This window comes from Flavobacterium rhizosphaerae (assembly GCF_046000445.1).
In the GTDB taxonomy this organism is placed as follows: domain Bacteria; phylum Bacteroidota; class Bacteroidia; order Flavobacteriales; family Flavobacteriaceae; genus Flavobacterium; species Flavobacterium rhizosphaerae.
On sequence record NZ_JBELPZ010000001.1, the window covers coordinates 432,500 to 452,347 of the forward strand.

Annotated in this window: 16 protein-coding genes; 13 read left to right on the forward strand and 3 right to left on the reverse strand. The window is 40.3% G+C overall.

Translation table 11 applies throughout. The features are described 5' to 3' along the window. Positions 1–6 precede the first annotated feature (6 nt). The 5 genes from ABS766_RS01915 (at position 7) to ABS766_RS01935 (ending at position 9,701) form a co-directional block, all read left to right on the forward strand. Positions 7–1,383 carry a TolC family protein gene (locus ABS766_RS01915; protein ID WP_457809839.1) on the forward strand — a complete coding sequence of 459 codons (1,377 nt, stop codon included), beginning with the start codon at positions 7–9 and terminating at the stop codon, positions 1,381–1,383. A 10-nt stretch (positions 1,384–1,393) separates the two neighbouring features. Beyond that, positions 1,394–2,455, forward strand: a complete 1,062-nt coding sequence (locus tag ABS766_RS01920) for an efflux RND transporter periplasmic adaptor subunit (protein WP_408083397.1) — start codon at positions 1,394–1,396, stop codon at positions 2,453–2,455. Between the two features lie 84 nt (positions 2,456–2,539). Then, positions 2,540–5,716, forward strand: coding sequence for an efflux RND transporter permease subunit (locus ABS766_RS01925; protein WP_408083398.1), 3,177 nt, complete (start codon positions 2,540–2,542; stop codon positions 5,714–5,716). A 132-nt stretch (positions 5,717–5,848) separates the two neighbouring features. Further along, on the forward strand, positions 5,849–8,452 hold the full coding sequence (locus tag ABS766_RS01930) for a TonB-dependent siderophore receptor (RefSeq protein WP_408083399.1): 2,604 nt from the start codon (positions 5,849–5,851) through the stop codon (positions 8,450–8,452). Between the two features lie 61 nt (positions 8,453–8,513). Continuing rightward, positions 8,514–9,701 (forward strand): PepSY-associated TM helix domain-containing protein, encoded by a 1,188-nt coding sequence (locus ABS766_RS01935; protein WP_408083400.1) that lies wholly within the window; start codon positions 8,514–8,516, stop codon positions 9,699–9,701. A 62-nt stretch (positions 9,702–9,763) separates the two neighbouring features. Here the strand turns inward: ABS766_RS01935 and ABS766_RS01940 are convergent, their stop codons facing one another. The 3 genes from ABS766_RS01940 to ABS766_RS01950 all read right to left on the reverse strand — a co-directional run bounded on the left by ABS766_RS01940 (position 9,764) and on the right by ABS766_RS01950 (position 12,314). Further along, positions 9,764–10,111, reverse strand: a complete 348-nt coding sequence (locus ABS766_RS01940) for a toxin-antitoxin system YwqK family antitoxin (protein WP_408083402.1) — start codon at positions 10,109–10,111, stop codon at positions 9,764–9,766. 138 nt (positions 10,112–10,249) lie between these two features. Further along, positions 10,250–11,233 carry a TlpA family protein disulfide reductase gene (locus tag ABS766_RS01945; protein WP_408083403.1) on the reverse strand — a complete coding sequence of 328 codons (984 nt, stop codon included), beginning with the start codon at positions 11,231–11,233 and terminating at the stop codon, positions 10,250–10,252. Positions 11,234–11,306: 73 nt separating this feature from the next. Then, on the reverse strand, positions 11,307–12,314 hold the full coding sequence (locus ABS766_RS01950; RefSeq protein WP_408083404.1) for a TlpA family protein disulfide reductase: 1,008 nt from the start codon (positions 12,312–12,314) through the stop codon (positions 11,307–11,309). 148 nt (positions 12,315–12,462) lie between these two features. Here ABS766_RS01950 and aspS point away from each other — a divergent pair, with 148 nt between their 5' ends. From aspS to nuoF, 8 genes are all read left to right on the forward strand, one after another. Further along, entirely contained in the window at positions 12,463–14,211 is a 1,749-nt protein-coding gene (gene aspS, locus ABS766_RS01955; RefSeq protein ID WP_408083405.1) for an aspartate--tRNA ligase, read from the forward strand. Positions 14,212–14,440: 229 nt separating this feature from the next. Continuing rightward, complete coding sequence (locus ABS766_RS01960; protein ID WP_408083406.1) at positions 14,441–14,635, forward strand: cold-shock protein; 195 nt, start codon at positions 14,441–14,443, stop codon at positions 14,633–14,635. 310 nt (positions 14,636–14,945) lie between these two features. Beyond that, on the forward strand, positions 14,946–15,311 hold the full coding sequence (locus ABS766_RS01965) for an NADH-quinone oxidoreductase subunit A (RefSeq protein ID WP_408083407.1): 366 nt from the start codon (positions 14,946–14,948) through the stop codon (positions 15,309–15,311). Between the two features lie 64 nt (positions 15,312–15,375). Beyond that, positions 15,376–15,927 (forward strand): NADH-quinone oxidoreductase subunit B, encoded by a 552-nt coding sequence (locus ABS766_RS01970; RefSeq protein ID WP_408083408.1) that lies wholly within the window; start codon positions 15,376–15,378, stop codon positions 15,925–15,927. Between the two features lie 4 nt (positions 15,928–15,931). Continuing rightward, a complete protein-coding gene (locus ABS766_RS01975; RefSeq protein WP_408083409.1) occupies positions 15,932–16,474 on the forward strand; it encodes an NADH-quinone oxidoreductase subunit C in 543 nt (180 codons plus the stop codon). 12 nt (positions 16,475–16,486) lie between these two features. Next, positions 16,487–17,722 carry an NADH-quinone oxidoreductase subunit D gene (locus ABS766_RS01980; protein WP_408083410.1) on the forward strand — a complete coding sequence of 412 codons (1,236 nt, stop codon included), beginning with the start codon at positions 16,487–16,489 and terminating at the stop codon, positions 17,720–17,722. 100 nt (positions 17,723–17,822) lie between these two features. Then, the gene (locus ABS766_RS01985) at positions 17,823–18,371 is read left to right on the forward strand and encodes an NADH-quinone oxidoreductase subunit NuoE family protein (protein WP_408083411.1); all 549 of its coding nucleotides are present in this window, start codon (positions 17,823–17,825) and stop codon (positions 18,369–18,371) included. Then, the gene (gene nuoF / locus ABS766_RS01990) at positions 18,371–19,738 is read left to right on the forward strand and encodes an NADH-quinone oxidoreductase subunit NuoF (protein ID WP_408083412.1); all 1,368 of its coding nucleotides are present in this window, start codon (positions 18,371–18,373) and stop codon (positions 19,736–19,738) included. The genes ABS766_RS01985 and nuoF overlap by 1 nt, the downstream gene beginning before the upstream one ends. Positions 19,739–19,848: the final 110 nt, after the last annotated feature.

Genomic DNA, 19,848 nt, shown 5'->3' on the forward strand with positions numbered 1-19,848 from the left:
TAGCAAATGAAAATTCTAAGTAACAAAAAAAGATTTTCTTTTAAAACAGCTGCGCTGCTAACAGCCCTTTTAATGGTGCCGCTACTGCATGCCCAGCAAAGGCAGGCAGAAGTGCTTACCCTTAAAGATGCTGTAAATTATGCCCTGCAAAATAAAGCTGAGGCACAAAAAGCAAAGCTGGATATAGAAAACAGCGAGTACCAGATACAGGAGGTACGCGCCCGGGCTTTACCTAATATATCTGCAAACGGGAGCCTTACTTACAACCCTATTTTACAGCTAAACGCTCTTCCTGGCGACTTTTTTGGAGCACCGGGCACCACTGTGTTAGCGCCCTTAGGGCAAAAATGGAATTCGGTTGCGGGGGTTAACCTTACGCAGACAATATTTGACCAATCTGTTTTTACAGGGCTTAAGGCGGCTAAAAGCACACGCGAGTTTTATCAGGTAAACGCCCAGCTTACCGAAGAGCAGGTAATAGAACGGGTGGCTAATAATTATTACCAGGTATATGTGCAACGCCAAAACCTTGTATTAATAGACAGCACGTACCAAAACACACTTAAAGTACGCAATATCATAAAGGGACAGTTTGACAACGGGCTTGCACGTAAAATTGACCTTGACCGTATGAATGTAAACCTGCGTAATATAGAAACACAGCGCCAGCAGCTTATAAATGCGGTAGCACTACAGGAAAATGCACTTAAATTTTATATGGGCATGCCTATAGAAACCCCTATTACATTGCCCGAAACAGAATTTGAAGTTAGGCCTGTTGCTACTGAAGACACTCCTGATGTAACAATACGCACCGAGTACCAGCTTCTTGAAAAACAGGAAAAACTTTATTTTTACAATAAAAAGGCTACCCAGGCAGGATTTTACCCTACCCTTTCGCTTACAGCGGGTTACAACTATATTGGCCAGGGGCCGGAACTACCCTGGTTCGCCAAACCGTCAAACGGCGTATACTGGTCTGATTTTTCTACGCTTGGCCTTAACCTTAACATACCCATTTTTAGCGGTTTTGGCACACGCGCCAAAGTAAGGCAGGCTGATATAGAGCTTAAGCGCATTGAGCAGGATAAAAAAGACACTAAACTAAGTCTTGACCTGGCCTACCAAAATGCAAAAACCCAAATAGAAAACAGCCTCATTACCATTAATACACAACGCGAAAATGTAGCATTGGCCAAAGAGGTGCTTGATAATACCCAAAATAACTACCAACAGGGCCTTGCCTCTTTAACCGACCTGCTTGATGCAGAAAACTCTAATATTGAAGCGCAAAACAATTATACATCAGCCCTGCTTGATTTTAAACTGGCAGAAATACAATTAATAAAAGCAAAAGGCGAACTAAAAACACTAACAAACTAATTCTTTAACAATGAAAAAGATACTTCCTATAATTGTAATAATTGCGCTGGTAGGCCTTGGCGCTTATATTTTAACGAAAAACAAAGAAAAGAACGAGGCTGAAACTGCAGTTGTAGCACAAAAAAATACTACTGTAGCCGTTAGGGTAGATACTGTTAAGACAGAAGTACCAAACCTTGATTATCTGGCTAACGGTACTTTTGAGGCCAAACAGCAATTAGACTTTCCTGCAGAAAACAGCGGACGTGTAGTTAAAGTACTGGTAGATGAAGGAGACCGCGTGCGTATTGGCCAGGTACTGGCTGTTATAAAAGGAGACCAGCTTAACATACAGCTGCAAAATGCAAAAGCTGCTTATGAAAATGCAAAAAATGATGCACAGCGTTATGAAAATGCTTTTAAAACAGGCGGTGTAACAAAACAACAATTAGACCAGTCTAAACTGGCCCTTACCAATGCCAAAGCACAATATGACCAAACTAAAATAAGCCTTGGCGATGCCAGCATAAAAAGCAGTATAAACGGCATTGTAAATAAACGCAATATTGAACCCGGTAGCGTGGTATCTCCAGGCACTGTGCTTTTTGAACTGGTTGATGTAAGCAGCTTAAAACTGCTTGTAACCGTGCCCGAAGCGCAGGTAGCAGCACTGCAAAAAGGTGCAAACGTAAAAGTAACCGCAAGTGTATACCCTGATAAAGAGTTTGATGGAAAAATAACCTTTATAGCCCCAAAAGCAGACGGTTCTCTAAATTTTCCGGTAGAGATTACAATTGCAAATAATCCTGATAATGAACTCAAAGCAGGTATGTATGGCACTGCCGTGTTTAGCGCTACTGGCAGCAAACAGGCAGAAGTTACTACCATTCCGAGAAATTCATTTGTAGGCGGTGTGGGTAATAACCAGGTATTTGTGGTAAAAGACAGCGTAGCCAAACTTACCAAAATTGTATCTGGCCGCATATTTGGCGAAGAGGTAGAGGTACTAAAAGGCCTTAATACAGGAGACATTGTTGTAACCAGCGGACAGATAAACCTTTCTGATGGTACTAAAGTAAGCATTACAAAATAAGCTGATAAAAAAGGAATATGAATGATTAAGACATGGGGTGTAAGCCCCATCCTTTAACAAGAGTAAACCTTTAAAAATATATCCATGAAAATAGCAGAAATATCAATAAAACGGCCAACGCTTATTATAGTGTTGTTCATCATACTCACCCTTGGGGGCATCTTTAGCTTTAACAACCTTGCTTATGAGCTGATCCCTAAGTTTGAAATGAATGTTATTACCATTTCTACCGTTTATCCGGGTGCATCGCCAGGTGAGATAGAAAATACGGTAACAAAGAAAATAGAGGATGCGGTTGCATCGCTTGAACTTGTAAAAAAAGTAGAATCAAAATCATACGAAAGCCTTTCGTTGGTAATGGTTACCCTGGAACCGGAGGCCGATGCCGACTATTCCCTTAACGATGCCCAGCGTAAAATAAACGCCATAGAGAAAGATTTGCCTGAAGATGCCGACCCTCCGGCACTGGTTAAATTCTCCCTAAGTGACCTCCCTGTAATTACCTTAGGGGCAACAAGCAACATGGACGAAATAGCGTTTTATGATCTGCTTGATAAAAAAATTGAGCCATTACTGTCTCGTATTAATGGTGTGGCACAGGTAACACTTGTTGGAGGCCAGGAGCGTGAAATACAGGTAAACCTTGACGAGGAAAAATTAAAGGGCTATGGACTTAGTATACCCCAGGTACAGCAATTAATATTGGGCTCTAACCTTGATTTCCCTACCGGTAGCATTAAAACACGTGAAAACAATATGCTGGTACGCCTTTCTGGTAAATACAAAAGTGTAGAAGAAATGCGAAACCTGGTAGTATATTCTGATAACGGCACCCAAATACGCCTTGGCCAGATAGCCGATGTGCAGGATAGCCAGAAAGAAGCCGAAAAAATATCGCGCGTTGACAGAAAATCGGCTATTGCCATACAAATTACCAAACAAACAGAAGCCAATGCAGTGCAGGTAAGTGAAGATGTGCGCAAAGAAGTACAAAATATTGAAAAGGCTTATGAAAAAGAAGGGCTAAAACTGGAGATTGCAAATGATACCTCTGAGTTTACCCTTGTAGCAGCCGATGGTGTAATACATGACTTGTTTTTGGCTGTATTCCTGGTGGCATTTGTAATGCTGTTCTTCCTTCACAGTATCAGGAACGCTATTATTGTAATGGTATCTATTCCGGCATCGCTTATAGCTACTTTTATAGGTATTTACCTTATGGGTTATACCCTTAACCTGATGAGCTTACTTGGTTTATCGCTGGTGGTAGGTATACTTGTGGATGACGCCATTGTGGTGCTCGAAAACATTTACCGCCATATGGAGATGGGTAAAAACCGTGTACGCGCTGCTTTTGACGGTACATCAGAAATCGGGTTTACCGTATCGGCCATTACGTTGGTAATTGTTGTAGTGTTCCTGCCTATTGCCATGAGTACAGGGCTGGTAAGTAATATTATCACACAATTCTGTGTGGTAGTGGTTATTGCCACATTACTATCATTACTATCTTCTTTTACTTTAATACCGTGGCTTTCTTCCCGCTTTGGTAAGCTGGAGCATATAGAAGGTAAAAACTTTTTTGGCAAAATAATATTAGGGTTTGAAAGAGGCCTTGACAGGTTTACACACTGGGTAAGTGACATACTTAAATGGTCATTAGGCACAAGGTGGCATAAAGTAATAAGCCTTGTTGTAGTAATCTTGCTTTTCTTTGGCTCTGTTGCGTTGGTAGGTGCCGGTTTTGTAGGGGGTGAATTCTTCCCTAAGTTAGACAGGGGCCAATTCATGGTGCAGTTAGAGTTACCAAAAGATGCCTCTCTGGAGCAAACAAACTTTCTTACCCAGCAGGCAGAAGCGTACCTGGACAGTAAGCCGGAAATCACCAGCCTTATTACCACAGTAGGGCAGACCAGTGAAGGTTTTGCCGGATCTCAGACTACATTTTACAAATCTGAAATTACAGTAACACTGGTAGACCGCCAAGAGCGTAAAGACAACTCATTTGTATATGCTGCCAAAACCAAGCGTGAGCTTGAAAAGATACTGGTAGGCGCTAAGGTAAAAACGGTACCGGTAAGTATTATGGGTGGTGCCGATGAAGCCCCGCTTGCACTTACTATAACCGGTAACGACTTTGAGAGTGTGTCAGATTTTGCCCGCAGGGCCGCTGCCGAACTGGCTGATATTAAAGGAGCAACAGGTATCAAGCTTACTTCTGAAGCCGGTTCTCCTGAAGTAGATGTTAAGGTTGACCGCGATAAAATGTCGGCTCTTGGCTTAGACCTGCAAACTGTAGGTTTAACCATGCAAACAGCTTTTAACGGTAATACCGACGGAAAATTCCGGGCAGGCCAGTATGAATATGATATAAACATACGTTTTGGCGCGTATGACCGTATGAATATTAATGATGTGCGTAACCTTACCTTTACCAATGCTATGGGCCAGCAGATAAAACTAAGCCAGTTTGCCACCGTAACAGAGGGATCTGGGCCAAGTTTGCTGGAAAGGCGCGATAAAAGTACCTCAGTAACCATACAGGGGCAAACGGTAGGTAGGCCTACCGGTGACGTAGCTGCTGAGTGGGAAACTAAATTTAGCAAATTAGAGCGCCCTGCCGGAGTAGATTATGTTTGGGGTGGTGATATGGAAAACCAAAGCGAAGGTTTTGGTACCCTGGGTATAGCGCTGCTTGCCGCTATTATATTGGTATACCTTGTAATGGTTGCCCTATATGACAGTTTTGTGTATCCGTTTGTGGTATTGTTCTCGGTACCGCTATCCTTTATCGGGGCACTTATAGCGCTTGCATTAACCAACAATACTCTAAACATTTTTACCATATTGGGTATTATCATGCTTATTGGGCTTGTATGTAAAAATGCAATACTTCTGGTTGACTTTACCAACCAACGTAAGGCCGAAGGCGAAACAACCTTTAATGCACTTGTACAGGCTAACCATGCCCGTCTCCGCCCTATTTTGATGACTACAATTGCAATGGTTTTTGGTATGATACCTATTGCCATTGCCAAAGGAGGCGCAGCCGAGATGAACAATGGCCTTGCCTGGGTAATTATCGGGGGGCTTATCAGTTCGCTTTTCCTTACGCTTATAATTGTACCGGTGGTATATTCAATTTTTGACGGTATTATAAGGCGTGTTTCTAAAAAAGAGAAAACCAATTTTGATGAACTTATGGTTGCCGATTACCAGCACCGCGAATTAAGCGATGATGGTTTTACAGCCAAACACTAAATTACAACATGCATTTTTTGAAAGTCCCGGTTTGCAACCGGGACTTTTTTTATGATTTTTTTAACGCTAATAAACTATAAATGATACAGATATAATTCATACAACTAATTTTATTTAGAATAATTAAAAATAATGTTGCGTGGTATAGTATTGCCGCTTACTTTTGTGCCCGAAAATTGTAATACCCATAATAAAATGAACGCAAATACATTAAAAAAACTGTTTTTTTGCCTTACGTTGTGTACCAGCCTTACCTTTTGGGCACAGGACCGCGGCAGGATAAACGGAACCATTATTCTGAATGATAATACCCCGGCAGAAAATATTTCTGTGGTATTAAAAGGTACAAATTATACTGCTGTGAGTAATACACAGGGGTTTTATGAAATTAGGGGCGTTAAAGCCGGTTCATATACCCTGCTGCTTACTTCTGTGGGTATTACCCCGGTTGAAGAAAGCATAACTATATCAGCGGGTGAAACCTTTACCAAAAATGTTACCCTGTCTATAAGCCATGAAGAGCTTAACGAGGTGATCATTAACGGAAATGGTAACAAATTTGCACGCACAAAAAGTGATATTGTAGCAAAAATGCCCCTGAAAGACATAGAGAACCCACAGGTATATAATACGGTTACTGCCGAACTCATGAACGAGCAACTGGTAACAAACCTGGACGATGCCCTTAAAAATGTACCTGGTTTAGACAGATTGTGGGAATCTACCGGCAGGGGTAGCGACGGTGCAGGCTACTTCACGCTTAGAGCCTTTGATGTACAGCCTACCATGGTAAACGGATTACCGTCTCTATCAAACGGTAGTGCAGACCCTCAAAACACAGAGCGTATAGATGTAATTAAAGGCCCATCAGGCACATTATTTGGCAGTAGCCTTATATCATATGGTGGCCTTATTAACATTACCACCAAAAAACCTTATGACACTTTTGGAGGAAATATATCTTACACAGGCGGAACGTATGGCCTTAACCGCTATATGGTAGACATTAATACCCCTTTAGGAACTGAAAAGAAAGTAGCTGTAAGGCTAAACGCTGCCTACCATACCGAAAATTCTTATCAGGATGCCGGTTTCAGAAAATCACTTTTTGTAGCCCCGTCACTAACATATAAAGTAAATGACAGGCTTAACTTTTTTGTAAATACTGAATTTTACAATAACAGAGGTACCAATACCGGTATGCTGTTTTTTGACCGCTCAACACCACTACATGTTAATAATATAAACGACCTGAAGGACTTTGGTTATGACAGGAACCGCTCTTATACCAGTAATGATTTGTATATAGATACCCCTACGTTTAACCTGCAGGCACAAATGAACTACAAAATAAATGAGCACTGGAAATCTCAAACCGTAGTTTCAAGAACTTCAGCCAAATCAGAAGGTTTTTATTCTTATTTATACGAAGGTACCAGCACTGCAGAAGCGCTTTTACCGGATAACAACCTGGAAGGTCTTTTATTTGCACGTTATATGAGCAAACAAAACTCTGAAACCTATGGTGTTGATGCACAGCAAAATTTTATTGGCGATTTTAACATTGGCAGCTTAAGAAATCGCATGGTAGTAGGCGTTGATTATTTCAATCGCAATGTTGTAAATAACAGTTCAGGCTACTATGGCAACGGATATGTTTATATAGGTAACAATTTTGATAAGTTTGCAGGTGTTATGAATGCCTTTGGTGTTACTGCTACCAGCGATGATACAGGTGTACTTAGCCAGGCCGGGATGAACGCAATACTATCAGGAGACCAGGCTACGCCTTCTAAAACCAAAGAAGAAATATTCAGCGCTTACGGATCTGATGTTATCAACTTCCTGCCACAACTTTCGGCCATGATAAGCCTTCGCGTAGACCGCTTTTCTAATAAAGGGAACCTGAGCACTTCGTCTGATGATTATAACCAGACTGCTTATTCACCTAAGTTTGGCTTAGTGTACCAACCGGTACTTGATGTAGTATCAATATTTGCCAACTATATGGATGGGTTTAGTAATGTTGCACCGGGTACTGATACTTCTACAACAACTGACGGCACAGGTGCTGTAATAGCATCAACCAACACCTCACGCACCTTTAAGCCGGAACATGCCAAACAGTTTGAAGGTGGAGTAAAAGTAAACCTCAACAACAAGTTAACCGCTACACTAAGTTATTATGACATTACAGTAGATGATATGGTATACAGCATTACCAGTGTAACAAATAACCCGGCTGACCCTACTATCACTACCCTTTCAACCCTTAATTTACAAGATGGAAAACAAACCAGTAAAGGTTTTGAGGCTTTTATTACGGCTAACCCTGTTGAAGGCTTAAATCTTATAGCCGGCTATAGTTATAACGACAGTAAACTCGTAGCAGGCGATTCTGATTTTAAAGGCAACAGACCCGAAAGCGCTGGCCCGCAAAATCTTGCTAACCTTTGGGCAAGTTATAGATTTGGTAACGGGTTGTTAAACGGTTTCGGACTTGGTTTTGGTGGAAACTACGGCTCTGAAAGTAAAATTTATAACAGGAATGTAGCAGGTACCTTTGCACTACCGGAATATACTGTTCTTAATGCTTCGGTGTTTTACGATGTAAAAGACTTTACTATTACGCTAAAGCTTGATAACCTTACTAACGAAGAGTATTACAAAGGCTGGTCTACCATAAGCCCACAAAAGCCGCGTTCGTTCTCGGCCAACGTTACTTATAAATTCTAATATTTTTGAATAGTATGCCTCTGCATTTGCAGGGGCATGCTTTTTATATATTTGCAGCCCTATGCATAAAAAGAAGAAGAAAAAGAAGGATTTTAAATACTGGATCGGCAGGATCCACCTTGTGCTCGGTTTAGCTTCCGGGCTTATTGTTCTTTTACTGGGTACTACAGGCTGTATTTATGTTTTTAGCCAGGAAATTACCGAATGGCAACGTAGTGAGGCTATGTATGTGCCGCAGGTTAAAGAAAAAAGGCTTGCCAACAGCGTAATATGGAACAAAACGCTACAGGCCGTAGGAGATACCATAGCCCTTGGGGATATGCATGTTTACAAAGACCCTGAAAAAGCATTTGAATTTCATTGCTATAAGGCTAATGAAGATACATCTTCCATCTGGTATTTTGATACTATAGAATATTATTACCATATATATGTAGACCCTTATACTGGAAACATATTAGGTGTTTATAATGAAGAGAAAGATTTTTTTAACATCATAAAAATGCTGCACTGGAGCCTGTTGCTTAAAACCGAAATTGGGCAGGTTATTGTCGGCTGGGGCACTTTTATTTTTGTAATAATGCTTATCTCCGGCATTATACTATGGTGGCCAAAAAACAAGGCGGCACGCAAACAACGTTTTGCATTTAAGTGGAAAGACAGTACAAAGTGGCGCCGTAAAAATTATGACCTGCATAATATATTGGGCTTTTATATTTCTTTTATTGCTATAATTATAGCCTTTACGGGTATGGTGTGGGCCTTTACATGGTTTCAGGCCATAGTATATGTTGCGGGGTCACAAAGCCTAACCCCGCCGGAAGTGATACACAAACAATCGGTAATTAGTAATGGCGATACCGACAGGGCTTTAGATATTGCCAGTGCAATAACCTGGGAAAAATATCCTAACGCCGATGCCATTAGTATAGGAAAAGCTGAAGACAGTATTAACGCTATAGAGGCGTATGTGCAACCGTATAAAGGCAAGTATTATGTGTACCATCAATTGCAGTTTGACCAGTATTCCGGCAAACTATTGCATGTACGTGACCATAGCGAAAAGAATTTTGGCGAAAAGATTATAACCGCTAATTATGACATACATGTGGGTGCCATATTAGGCATACCGGGGAAAATAATAGCTTTTATAGTAAGCTTTATCTGCGCTATGCTGCCCGTTACCGGTTTTTTGATATGGTGGGGTCGCAACAATAAAGAAAAGAAGAAAAAACCAACAATGGTATAAAACAAAAGCCCCGCAAATTGAATTTTGCGGGGCTTTTCATTTTTAAAAAATCAGGTTAGCTATTATTTGTTTACAGCAACAGCATCTTTACTCCATGTTTTTACCTGGGCTATACGGCTATCGGCATAATCAACTTCGTTTAAGGTTTCTCCGGTCCAGAAAAACCATTTGCCTATTTTTTGGCCGTTTACATACTCTCCCATAGATTGCTTTGTGCCATCTTCATTATAAGCAACCCATGCACCGTGAAGTTTACCATCTTTATAATAACCGGACTGTTTTACATTACCGTTATCATAATAATAGGTAGACTTAATTATATTGTTTTCTATTTCGTGTTTTGGTTTTATATCCTGCGCCGATAATATGCCGGCTGATAAGAACAATGCTGCAAAAATAATCTTTTTCATCGCTTTGTGTTTTTAGTTAAACATTCATCACTAAACAAATATAATGATTTATTTACATTAAAAACACATTCACTTAACAATTTGGTAACATTGAGGTAAAATTTAACATTGCTTTTAAATACTACACCTAAAGGTATACTATTTTTTTAACAGTTTATCCAGCTTTTGTTTAAGGCTAGGGTCAGATGGCCTTGGCGCATCAGCATTAACAATATTGCCTTGGGGATCTATCAATATAAAACGCGGTATAGAGTTAATTCCAAAACCCTTAGTCCACTCAGAGTTCCAGTCGTTATCAGCAAAAAGCTGCGTACCACCAAGCGATTGGCTTTCAACCATTTTTTGCCATTTACCATGGTCTTTCTCTTTATCAATAGAAATACTTACAAATGCAATATCTTCATCCTTGTATTCTTCTTCAAGCTTTTGCAGGTACGGTATCTGCTGGCGGCATGGGCCGCACCAGGTTGCCCACACATCTATATACACATATTTACCCTTAAAATCTTCAAGGCTGGTACTGCCCCCTGCATAATTTTCATAATTAAATACCGGAGAAGGTTTTCCGTTCAATGCATTATTTTTTGCAGCTTGTTCTGCCATCATTTGCAATTGTTTTTTCTGGCCTTGCAGCTGCATCTTTACCATATTTTTAAAATCGGCATCCATTTCAGGGTCATCAAGCTTATTTTCTAACGCTTCCAGTTTAGCTGTTATCGCTGTATTTTGCTCTTCGGGGGTTGCCTGCGCAATTTTATCGCTCAATTGCTCCATATCCAGCATAAGTTGTGCAAGAAAATTATTTTCTTTTTCGCCCTTACCGATATATTTTATAGATTCATCAAACTTTTTGGCATCCATCTTTAGTGATAAATCAAAGCCAGGCTTAAGGTAAAGCGATGTTTGTTCTGTACCATCAAATAGCTGGTAAAATCCGGGGGATGCCTTAAATGTATCTTTAAACGAGCCTTTATGGCCTTTAATGGTATGGCTAAAGCCGCGCGTGCGTATTACTATAGAATCGCTATTAGCATTTTTTATATCTGCTTTAAAGCTTACAACATCGTTTTGTGCAAATACTATTGTAGTAATAAACAATAATAATATGGTTATTTTCTTCATGCAATTTGTCTTTATAATTATTAACCTGTGGATTTTATAACGAAAATACTAAAAAATATTCGTAAACGTTTTTTTAATCTGCCCTCAGGGTGCTATTTAACAACGCTTGTAACTCGGGTGTTCCCGGTCTTGGTGCATCAGCATCTAAAAAATTACCCTCATGATCAAGCAAAATAAAATGGGGGATACTTTTTACCAATAACTTTCTTAAAAGTTTAGAGTTCCAGTCTTTGTCGGCTAAAAGCTGCACACCACCATGTTGTCCGGTTTCTAAAACCTTTCTCCATTTTTTATGGTCTTTAAGCTTGTCAATAGAAATGCTTACAAATACAATATTATCATCTGCATACTCTGTTATCAGTTTTTCAAATTCGGGGTGTATTGCACGGCAGGGGGCACACCATGTAGCCCATAAATCAATATAGACATAGTGGCCCTTCCAGTCTTTGGGTGAAACAGTACCTCCCGAAAAATTTTCATATTTAAAATCCGGGCAAGGCTTACCTTTTAATTTAAGGTTGTTTTCATTTTGTTTCAAAACTTCAAACCACTTTCTTCGCTTGTACGTCACCAAATCATCCATTGCTTTCACAAAATTCCTGTTAAGCCTTTTATCCTTCAATTTATCCCTTATATACTCAATATTGGCATTTATAAGATTTTCCTGCGCTTCAATATCTTCTTTGCTATCATTTATCTTTTTAAAAAAAGAAGATTCATAAGTACTATATGTTACCAACAGGTTATTCTCCAGCGCACCCCCTCCCCTAAAAATCAAATTTTCAGGAAAATTTCCCTCTTCCACTTCTATGGCTACTTTATACCCTTCTTCTAAATATATTGGCTGCATTTTATCTTCCCATAGTAAAACATACAAGCCATTTGTAACATTAAATATAACCCGGTAAGTATTGCTGCCAGAATTTCCTAATGGCATAAATTCTATAATCTGAGATAAATAACTTTGTGTAATTGCAAAACCTTTGTTTGGCTGTGTTTTATCAAATAAGGTTATCGTTGCCAGATTTTGCTGTGCGTTAAGGCTAACTACTGTAAATAAAAGTGCAAATAATAATCTCATTAGTAATTGGTTTTATGCTAAAATAACAAAATATATTGTTACATAAAGTAAATGACACCAATTACAAATGATGAAACAATGAACAATAAACTATAAATATATAGTAATAGTTTCTAAATTTGCAGCACAAATTCAGAACAACAATATAATGTACAGAAGCCATAATTGCGGCGAGCTTAACGCCACCAACATAAACCAGGAAGTTACATTGGCAGGATGGGTGCAAAAAACCCGTAACAAGGGATTTTTAATATGGGCCGACCTTAGGGACCGCTACGGCATAACACAGCTAATTTTTGACGAAAGCCGTACAGACCGTACCGTTTTTGAACGTGCAGAAACCTTGGGCCGCGAATTTGTAATACAGGTAAAGGGCACTGTAATAGAACGCGAAAGCAAAAACCCGAATATGGCTACCGGAGACGTTGAGATACTGGTAACAGAACTTACCGTACTTAATGCCGCATTGGTGCCCCCTTTTACAATTGAAGATGAAACCGACGGAGGCGAAGACCTCCGCATGAAATACCGTTACCTTGATATACGCCGGAATCCGGTTAAAAATAGCCTGCTTTTTCGCCACAAGGTAGCTATGGAAGTGCGCAATTACCTTTCAGGCAAGGGCTTTGTAGAGGTAGAAACACCGGTACTTATTAAAAGTACCCCCGAAGGGGCACGTGATTTTGTAGTGCCAAGCCGTATGAATGAGGGGCAGTTTTATGCCCTGCCGCAATCTCCACAAACTTTTAAGCAATTGCTTATGGTAGGCGGTATGGATAAATATTTCCAGATTGTAAAATGTTTTCGTGATGAGGATTTACGTGCTGACCGCCAGCCGGAATTTACCCAGATTGACTGTGAGATGGCTTTTGTAAAGCAGGAAGATATTATACAAATGTTTGAAGGCCTTGCCAGTCATTTATTAAAAGAACTGAAAGGCATTGAAACAGGTACTTTTCCACGTATGACTTATGATGAGGCTATGAAAAAGTATGGCAATGATAAGCCCGATATACGTTTTGGGATGGAATTTGGAGAACTGAACACAGTAGCCCAGCATAAAGAATTTGGCGTGTTTAACAACTCTGAGCTGGTTGTGGGCATTGCGGTGCCCGGCGCAGCCGAGTATACCCGTAAGCAGATAGATGAACTTATTGAGTGGGTTAAACGCCCACAGGTGGGTGCCAGCGGCATGGTTTACGTTAAATATAACACAGATGGGTCACTTAAATCATCTGTAGATAAATTTTATGATGAAGCCGACCTTAAACAATGGGCAGAGGCTACAGGTGCACAACCTGGCGACCTTATATTAGTACTTAGTGGCGATGCAAACAAAACCCGTACCCGCCTCAGCGCATTGCGTATGGAGTTGGCTACGCGTTTAGGTTTAAGGAAACCCGATGAGTTTGCTCCATTATGGGTAGTAGATTTTCCACTTTTGGAATGGGACGAAGAAACTGAGCGTTTCCATGCCATGCACCACCCTTTTACGTCGCCAAAGCCCGAAGATATAGCGCTTTTAGAAACTAATCCTGGTGCAGTGCGTGCCAATGCCTATGACCTTGTATTAAACGGTAACGAAATTGGAGGTGGCTCAATAAGAATACATGATAAGGCAACACAATCATTAATGTTTAAATATCTTGGCTTTACCGAAGAAGAGGCTAAAGCACAGTTTGGCTTTTTAATGGACGCCTTTCAGTATGGCGCGCCACCCCATGGTGGGCTTGCTTTTGGTTTTGACAGGCTTGTGGCAATTTTGGGCGGACAGGAAACGATACGGGATTTTATAGCTTTTCCCAAAAATAACAGCGGCCGAGATGTTATGATAGACGCACCAAGTGTTATTGACAATAAACAGCTTGATGAACTGCACATTACACTAAAAAAATAAGGCTATTATTTTAAGCCTGCTATCATTTGCACCTTTCAGGTGGCATATGTGATAAGTTTAGCCAGAAAATGCAATGCTTATAAATCAAGCAATAAACTGTAACAAATTTTACAACATAATAAATTTAAAAACAAAAAACCAGCTATATTACATTTTTTTTAACAAATCCCTTTGCCGAAAAATAAATAATACTAACTTTACCCATTATTAATTTTTTATTACCAAAACAATGCGAACAGGCAAAGTAAAATTTTTTATTGAATCTAAAGGTTATGGGTTTATAACTGACGATGAAACAGGCAGGGACATTTTTGTACATGCTTCAGGTCTTAGGGTAGAAGGACTACGCGAAGGCGACAAAGTAAGTTACGAAGAAGAAGACGGAAAAAAAGGTAAAGTAGCAGCACAAGTAGCAGCTATATAATATATATATAATAATATTACGTTTACCTTAAACCAACCAAAGCCGTGCTATACGCACGGCTTTTTTGTTACCATACACCAAGCAAAAAACATAATGTTTAATAAAGTTTTTATGCCTTTTTTTAAAGATTTGTTAACAAGTGGTTAAGGTAAATGACAAATATGCATCACCCGTTAAAAAAAGTAAATTTTACATTATTTAGAATCAGTAAAAATTAAGCGATTGTTTTTTATCTCTTAAAAAAACGTTGAATTAGTTGAAATATCACATGTATATTTGTGTATTGATATAGATATAATATATTTTATATATGGAAACAAATCAGGCAGATTACATACCAATACTTATGCAAATGGGCCTTGCTATAGCCTTTGTGGCAGGCACCATAGCGGTATCAAACATGCTGGGTCCAAAAAGAAACTCAGTAAATAAAGATAAAAATTTTGAGTGTGGTATAGAGTCTATAGGCAATGCGCGTATCCCGTTTTCGGTTAAATATTTCCTTGTAGCCATTCTGTTTGTGTTGTTTGATGTAGAAGTGATATTTATGTATCCCTGGGCGGTAAACTTTCGTGGCATGGGTGTAGAGGGCCTTATAAAAATGGGTATATTTATGCTACTACTTGTAGTAGGCTTTTTTTATGTAATTAAAAAGAAAGGCCTTGAGTGGGAATAACCCTTGGTTAATTAGGTATGCTTTTTGAAGTTACATACCTGATTAACAAAAAAAATGATTAAACATGAGTAATTCATCAGATATAAAAGTAGTTGACACTCCTGCAGGAGTGCAGGGTAACGGATTTTTTGCTACCAAGCTGGATGAAGTTGTAGGGCTTGCACGTGCAAATTCACTCTGGCCTTTGCCTTTTGCAACATCATGCTGCGGTATAGAATTTATGGCCACCATGGCCTCTCATTATGATGTAGCCCGTTTTGGTTCAGAACGTATGAGTTTTTCACCACGCCAGGCAGATATGCTGCTGGTTATGGGTACCATTGCAAAAAAAATGGCTCCAATATTACGCCAGGTATACGAGCAGATGAGTGAACCCCGGTGGGTTATAGCTGTTGGTGCCTGTGCCTGCTCAGGCGGAGTATTTGATACCTATTCTGTACTTCAGGGCATTGACAAGGTGATACCGGTAGACGTTTATGTGCCCGGGTGCCCGCCAAGGCCGGAGCAGATACTTGACGGCATACTTAAACTACAGGACATTGTAAAAAGTGAATCGGTACGCCGCAGAAACTCACCTGAATATAAAGAATTATTGGCCTCTTATAATATATCATAAGCAAATGGCTTTAGAATTAGCTGTAATAGAAGAAAAACTTACCGGAAAATTTGGCGAAAAAGTTGGTGATTTTATCCTGATAAAAGACATCTTTTCTTTTGAAGTGGTTTCGGATGAAGCCAATAACATAATCCGTTATCTTAAAGAAGATCCACAACTCCGCTTTAACTTCCTTACCGATGTATGTGGTATACATTATCCTGATAATGATAAAGAACGCCAGTTTGCAGTGGTATATCATATGCATAACTGGATAGATAATGTGCGGATAAGGATAAAAACATACCTTAACGGCGATAATCCTGAAACAGACAGCGTTACCAACCTTTTTTTGAGCGCCAACTGGCAGGAACGTGAAACTTACGATTTTTACGGCATTATATTTAAAGGCCATCCACAGCTGAAAAGAATACTCAACATGGATGAGATGGAATCATTCCCGATGCGGAAAGAGTACCCGTTAGAAGACGCAGGCCGTACCGATAAGGATGACCGCTTTTTTGGCCGTACCACAGATAATGCTTATACAGTTAAAAACAAGGACTAATTATACAATAATATGTCAGACCTGTTATTACCACCAGAGCAACGCTATGCCAAAATGATTGAACAACGGCAGAATGAAGACGGCAGCGAACTCTCTATACTAAACCTTGGGCCTACACACCCCGCCACACACGGTATATTTCAGAATATACTACTTATGGATGGTGAACGCATACTGGATGGCGAAGGCACCGTAGGCTACATTCACCGCGCTTTTGAAAAAATTGCCGAAAACAGGCCATTTTACCAGATAACACCGCTTACTGACAGGATGAATTACTGTTCAGCCCCAATAAATAATATGGGATGGTGGATGACTATAGAAAAAGCCCTGGATATAGAAGTCCCTAAAAGGGTACAGTACTTAAGGGTAATAGTAATGGAGCTGGCACGTATTGCAGACCATATTATATGTAACTCGGTACTTGGGGTAGATACCGGCGCCTTAACCGGTTTTCTTTATGTATTTCAGTACAGGGAAAAGATTTACGAGATATACGAAGAAATTTGCGGTGCCCGCCTTACTACAAATATGGGCCGTATTGGTGGTTTTGAAAGGGACTGGAGCCCCGCTGCCTTTAAAAAGCTGAACGATTTTATGGATGAATTCCCTAAAATATGGGAAGAATTCGAAAATATGCTGTCGCGCAACCGGATATTTATGGACCGTACTATTGATGTAGGGCCAATATCGGCAGAAAAAGCAATAAGCTATGGTTTTACAGGCCCTAACCTGCGCGCTGCGGGCATAGATTATGATGTAAGGGTAATGAGCCCTTACAGCTCTTATGAAGATTTTGAATTTGATGTACCGGTAGGAAAATCAGGTGATACGTATGACCGTTTTTGTGTGCGTAATGCAGAGGTTTGGGAAAGCCTGAAGATTATCCGCCAGGCGCTTGATAAACTGCCTGAAGGGCCTTTCCATGCCAATGTGCCCGATTATTACCTGCCACCTAAAGAAGAAGTATATAATAATATGGAGGCACTCATCTATCACTTTAAAATTGTGATGGGCGAAGTGCCCGTGCCAAAAACAGAAGTATACCACGCTGTAGAAGGCGGTAACGGAGAACTTGGATTTTACCTGATAACCGATGGTAGCCGCACACCGTACAGGCTGCATTTCCGCAGGCCCTGTTTTATATATTACCAGGCATTTAATGATATGGTACGGGGCCAGATGCTGAGTGATGCCATTGCCACACTAAGTAGCCTTAATGTAATTGCCGGGGAGCTTGACGCGTAAATTATTTTGAATTATAAATTTTAAATTATGAATGAAAGATGACGCTGTCATTTAAAATTCAACATTTAAAATAAAAAATAGAATATAGAACAAAAAGAGTATGGAAGTTAGTAACATACATCAGGAAATAAACATTACCCCTGCCCTTCAGGCCAGGATTGATGAGCTTTTAAGCCACTACCCGGCTGATAAAAAGAAAAGTGCCTTGCTGCCCGTATTACACGAAGTGCAGGATGCACATGATAACTGGCTTAGCGCTCCCCTGATGGATAAAGTTGCTGAAATACTAGAAATACAACCTATAGAGGTGTATGAAGTGGTATCATTTTATACCATGTACAACCAGAAGCCAATAGGCAAGTACATGTTTGAGTTTTGCCGTACTTCGTGTTGTGCCCTTCGTGGTGCCGAAGACCTTATAGACTATACCTGTCAAAAACTGGGTATTAAACCGGGCGAAACCACGCCCGACGGTATGTTTACCGTTGTAGGTGTTGAGTGCCTTGGCGCCTGTGGTTATGCACCCATGATGCAGCTTGGTGATTTTTATAAAGAACATCTTACCAAAGAAAAGGTAGACCAGATTATTGAGGATTGCCGTGCCGGTAAGATAGATTTACACAAACAGGATTCTTATACCGAACAATAATGGGAAGGAAGATATTATTAGAACATATAAATGTACCGGGGATAAAAACCTATGAAGTATACCGCAAAATGGGTGGTTATGCTTCGGTGGAGAAAGCCCTGAAAGGAATGACGCCTGACGAGGTTGTGGAAGAAGTAAAAACATCGGGGCTACGTGGCCGTGGTGGTGCAGGTTTCCCAACCGGCTTAAAATGGAGTTTCATTGATAAAAAATCCGGCAACCCACGCCACCTGGTGTGTAACGCCGACGAGTCGGAGCCGGGAACATTTAAAGACCGTTTTTTAATGGAATACATACCCCACTTGTTAATTGAGGGTATGATTACTGCCAGCTATGCTTTAGAGGCTAACCTGAGCTATATTTACATCCGTGGGGAATACATGTGGGTGTTCAAAATTCTTGAAAAAGCTATTAAAGAAGCCTATGCCGCAGGATGGCTGGGTAAAAACATATTAGGTACAGGGTATGACCTTGACCTTGCTGTGCACTGTGGTGCAGGCGCATATATTTGTGGTGAGGAAACCGCCCTTATAGAGTCTCTTGAAGGAAAAAGGGGCAACCCAAGGATTAAGCCACCATTCCCTGCCGTTAAAGGCTTATGGCAGGAACCTACGGTGGTAAACAATGTAGAATCTATTGCCGCTGTGCCATGGATTGTAAATAATACAGGTGCAGAATATGCTAAAATAGGCGTTGGCCGCTCAACAGGTACAAAATTGATTTCTGCTTCGGGGCATTGTAAAAACCCGGGCGTTTACGAAATAGAATTAGGCCTTGGGGTAGATGAGTTTATGAACTCAGACCAGTATCTTGGCGGAATGATGGATGACAGGCCGCTTAAGGCTTTGGTGCCCGGAGGCTCTTCAGTTCCTATACTTCCGGCAAACCTTATCTATAAAACAGCCGAAGGTAATGACCGTGTAATGACGTATGAATCGCTTAGTGATGGTGGTTTTGCTACAGGGTCTATGTTGGGTTCGGGCGGATTTATAGTATATAATGATACTGCCTGTGTGGTTAGGAATACCTGGAATTTCTCAAGGTTTTACCATCACGAAAGCTGTGGGCAGTGCTCACCATGCCGTGAAGGTACCGGGTGGCTTGAAAAAGTATTATACCGTATAGAAACCGGCGAAGGCCGCGAAGAAGATATAGACCTGCTTTGGGATATACAGAAAAAAATTGAAGGAAACACAATATGTCCGCTGGGCGATGCAGCAGCATGGCCTGTAGCAGCAGCAATACGCCACTTTAGGGATGAATTTGAATACCATGTTCGTTTTCCTGAAAAAATTAAAAACAAAGACCATTTTGTAGCCGAGCCTTTTGAAAAAGTAAGGCACCTTGTGGCAAAAGAAACAGTGTAACTAAGTTGTTAAATCGAAAAAGTAAAAGCATCCAGGCTTTGCTTTTTGTAAAATAGAGGTTGTAATGTTAATATCAGGGAAACCTGAAACATGAAACTTTCAAACAAATT

Coding starts and splice junctions, on each gene's coding strand:
- ABS766_RS01915 (WP_457809839.1), top strand. CDS start 7: ATGAAAATTCTAAGTAACAAAAAAAGATTTTCTTTTAAAACAGCTGCG.
- ABS766_RS01920 (WP_408083397.1), top strand. CDS start 1,394: ATGAAAAAGATACTTCCTATAATTGTAATAATTGCGCTGGTAGGCCTT.
- ABS766_RS01925 (WP_408083398.1), top strand. CDS start 2,540: ATGAAAATAGCAGAAATATCAATAAAACGGCCAACGCTTATTATAGTG.
- ABS766_RS01930 (WP_408083399.1), top strand. CDS start 5,849: ATGTTGCGTGGTATAGTATTGCCGCTTACTTTTGTGCCCGAAAATTGT.
- ABS766_RS01935 (WP_408083400.1), top strand. CDS start 8,514: ATGCATAAAAAGAAGAAGAAAAAGAAGGATTTTAAATACTGGATCGGC.
- ABS766_RS01940 (WP_408083402.1), bottom strand. CDS start 10,111: ATGAAAAAGATTATTTTTGCAGCATTGTTCTTATCAGCCGGCATATTA.
- ABS766_RS01945 (WP_408083403.1), bottom strand. CDS start 11,233: ATGAAGAAAATAACCATATTATTATTGTTTATTACTACAATAGTATTT.
- ABS766_RS01950 (WP_408083404.1), bottom strand. CDS start 12,314: ATGAGATTATTATTTGCACTTTTATTTACAGTAGTTAGCCTTAACGCA.
- aspS (WP_408083405.1), top strand. CDS start 12,463: ATGTACAGAAGCCATAATTGCGGCGAGCTTAACGCCACCAACATAAAC.
- ABS766_RS01960 (WP_408083406.1), top strand. CDS start 14,441: ATGCGAACAGGCAAAGTAAAATTTTTTATTGAATCTAAAGGTTATGGG.
- ABS766_RS01965 (WP_408083407.1), top strand. CDS start 14,946: ATGGAAACAAATCAGGCAGATTACATACCAATACTTATGCAAATGGGC.
- ABS766_RS01970 (WP_408083408.1), top strand. CDS start 15,376: ATGAGTAATTCATCAGATATAAAAGTAGTTGACACTCCTGCAGGAGTG.
- ABS766_RS01975 (WP_408083409.1), top strand. CDS start 15,932: ATGGCTTTAGAATTAGCTGTAATAGAAGAAAAACTTACCGGAAAATTT.
- ABS766_RS01980 (WP_408083410.1), top strand. CDS start 16,487: ATGTCAGACCTGTTATTACCACCAGAGCAACGCTATGCCAAAATGATT.
- ABS766_RS01985 (WP_408083411.1), top strand. CDS start 17,823: ATGGAAGTTAGTAACATACATCAGGAAATAAACATTACCCCTGCCCTT.
- nuoF (WP_408083412.1), top strand. CDS start 18,371: ATGGGAAGGAAGATATTATTAGAACATATAAATGTACCGGGGATAAAA.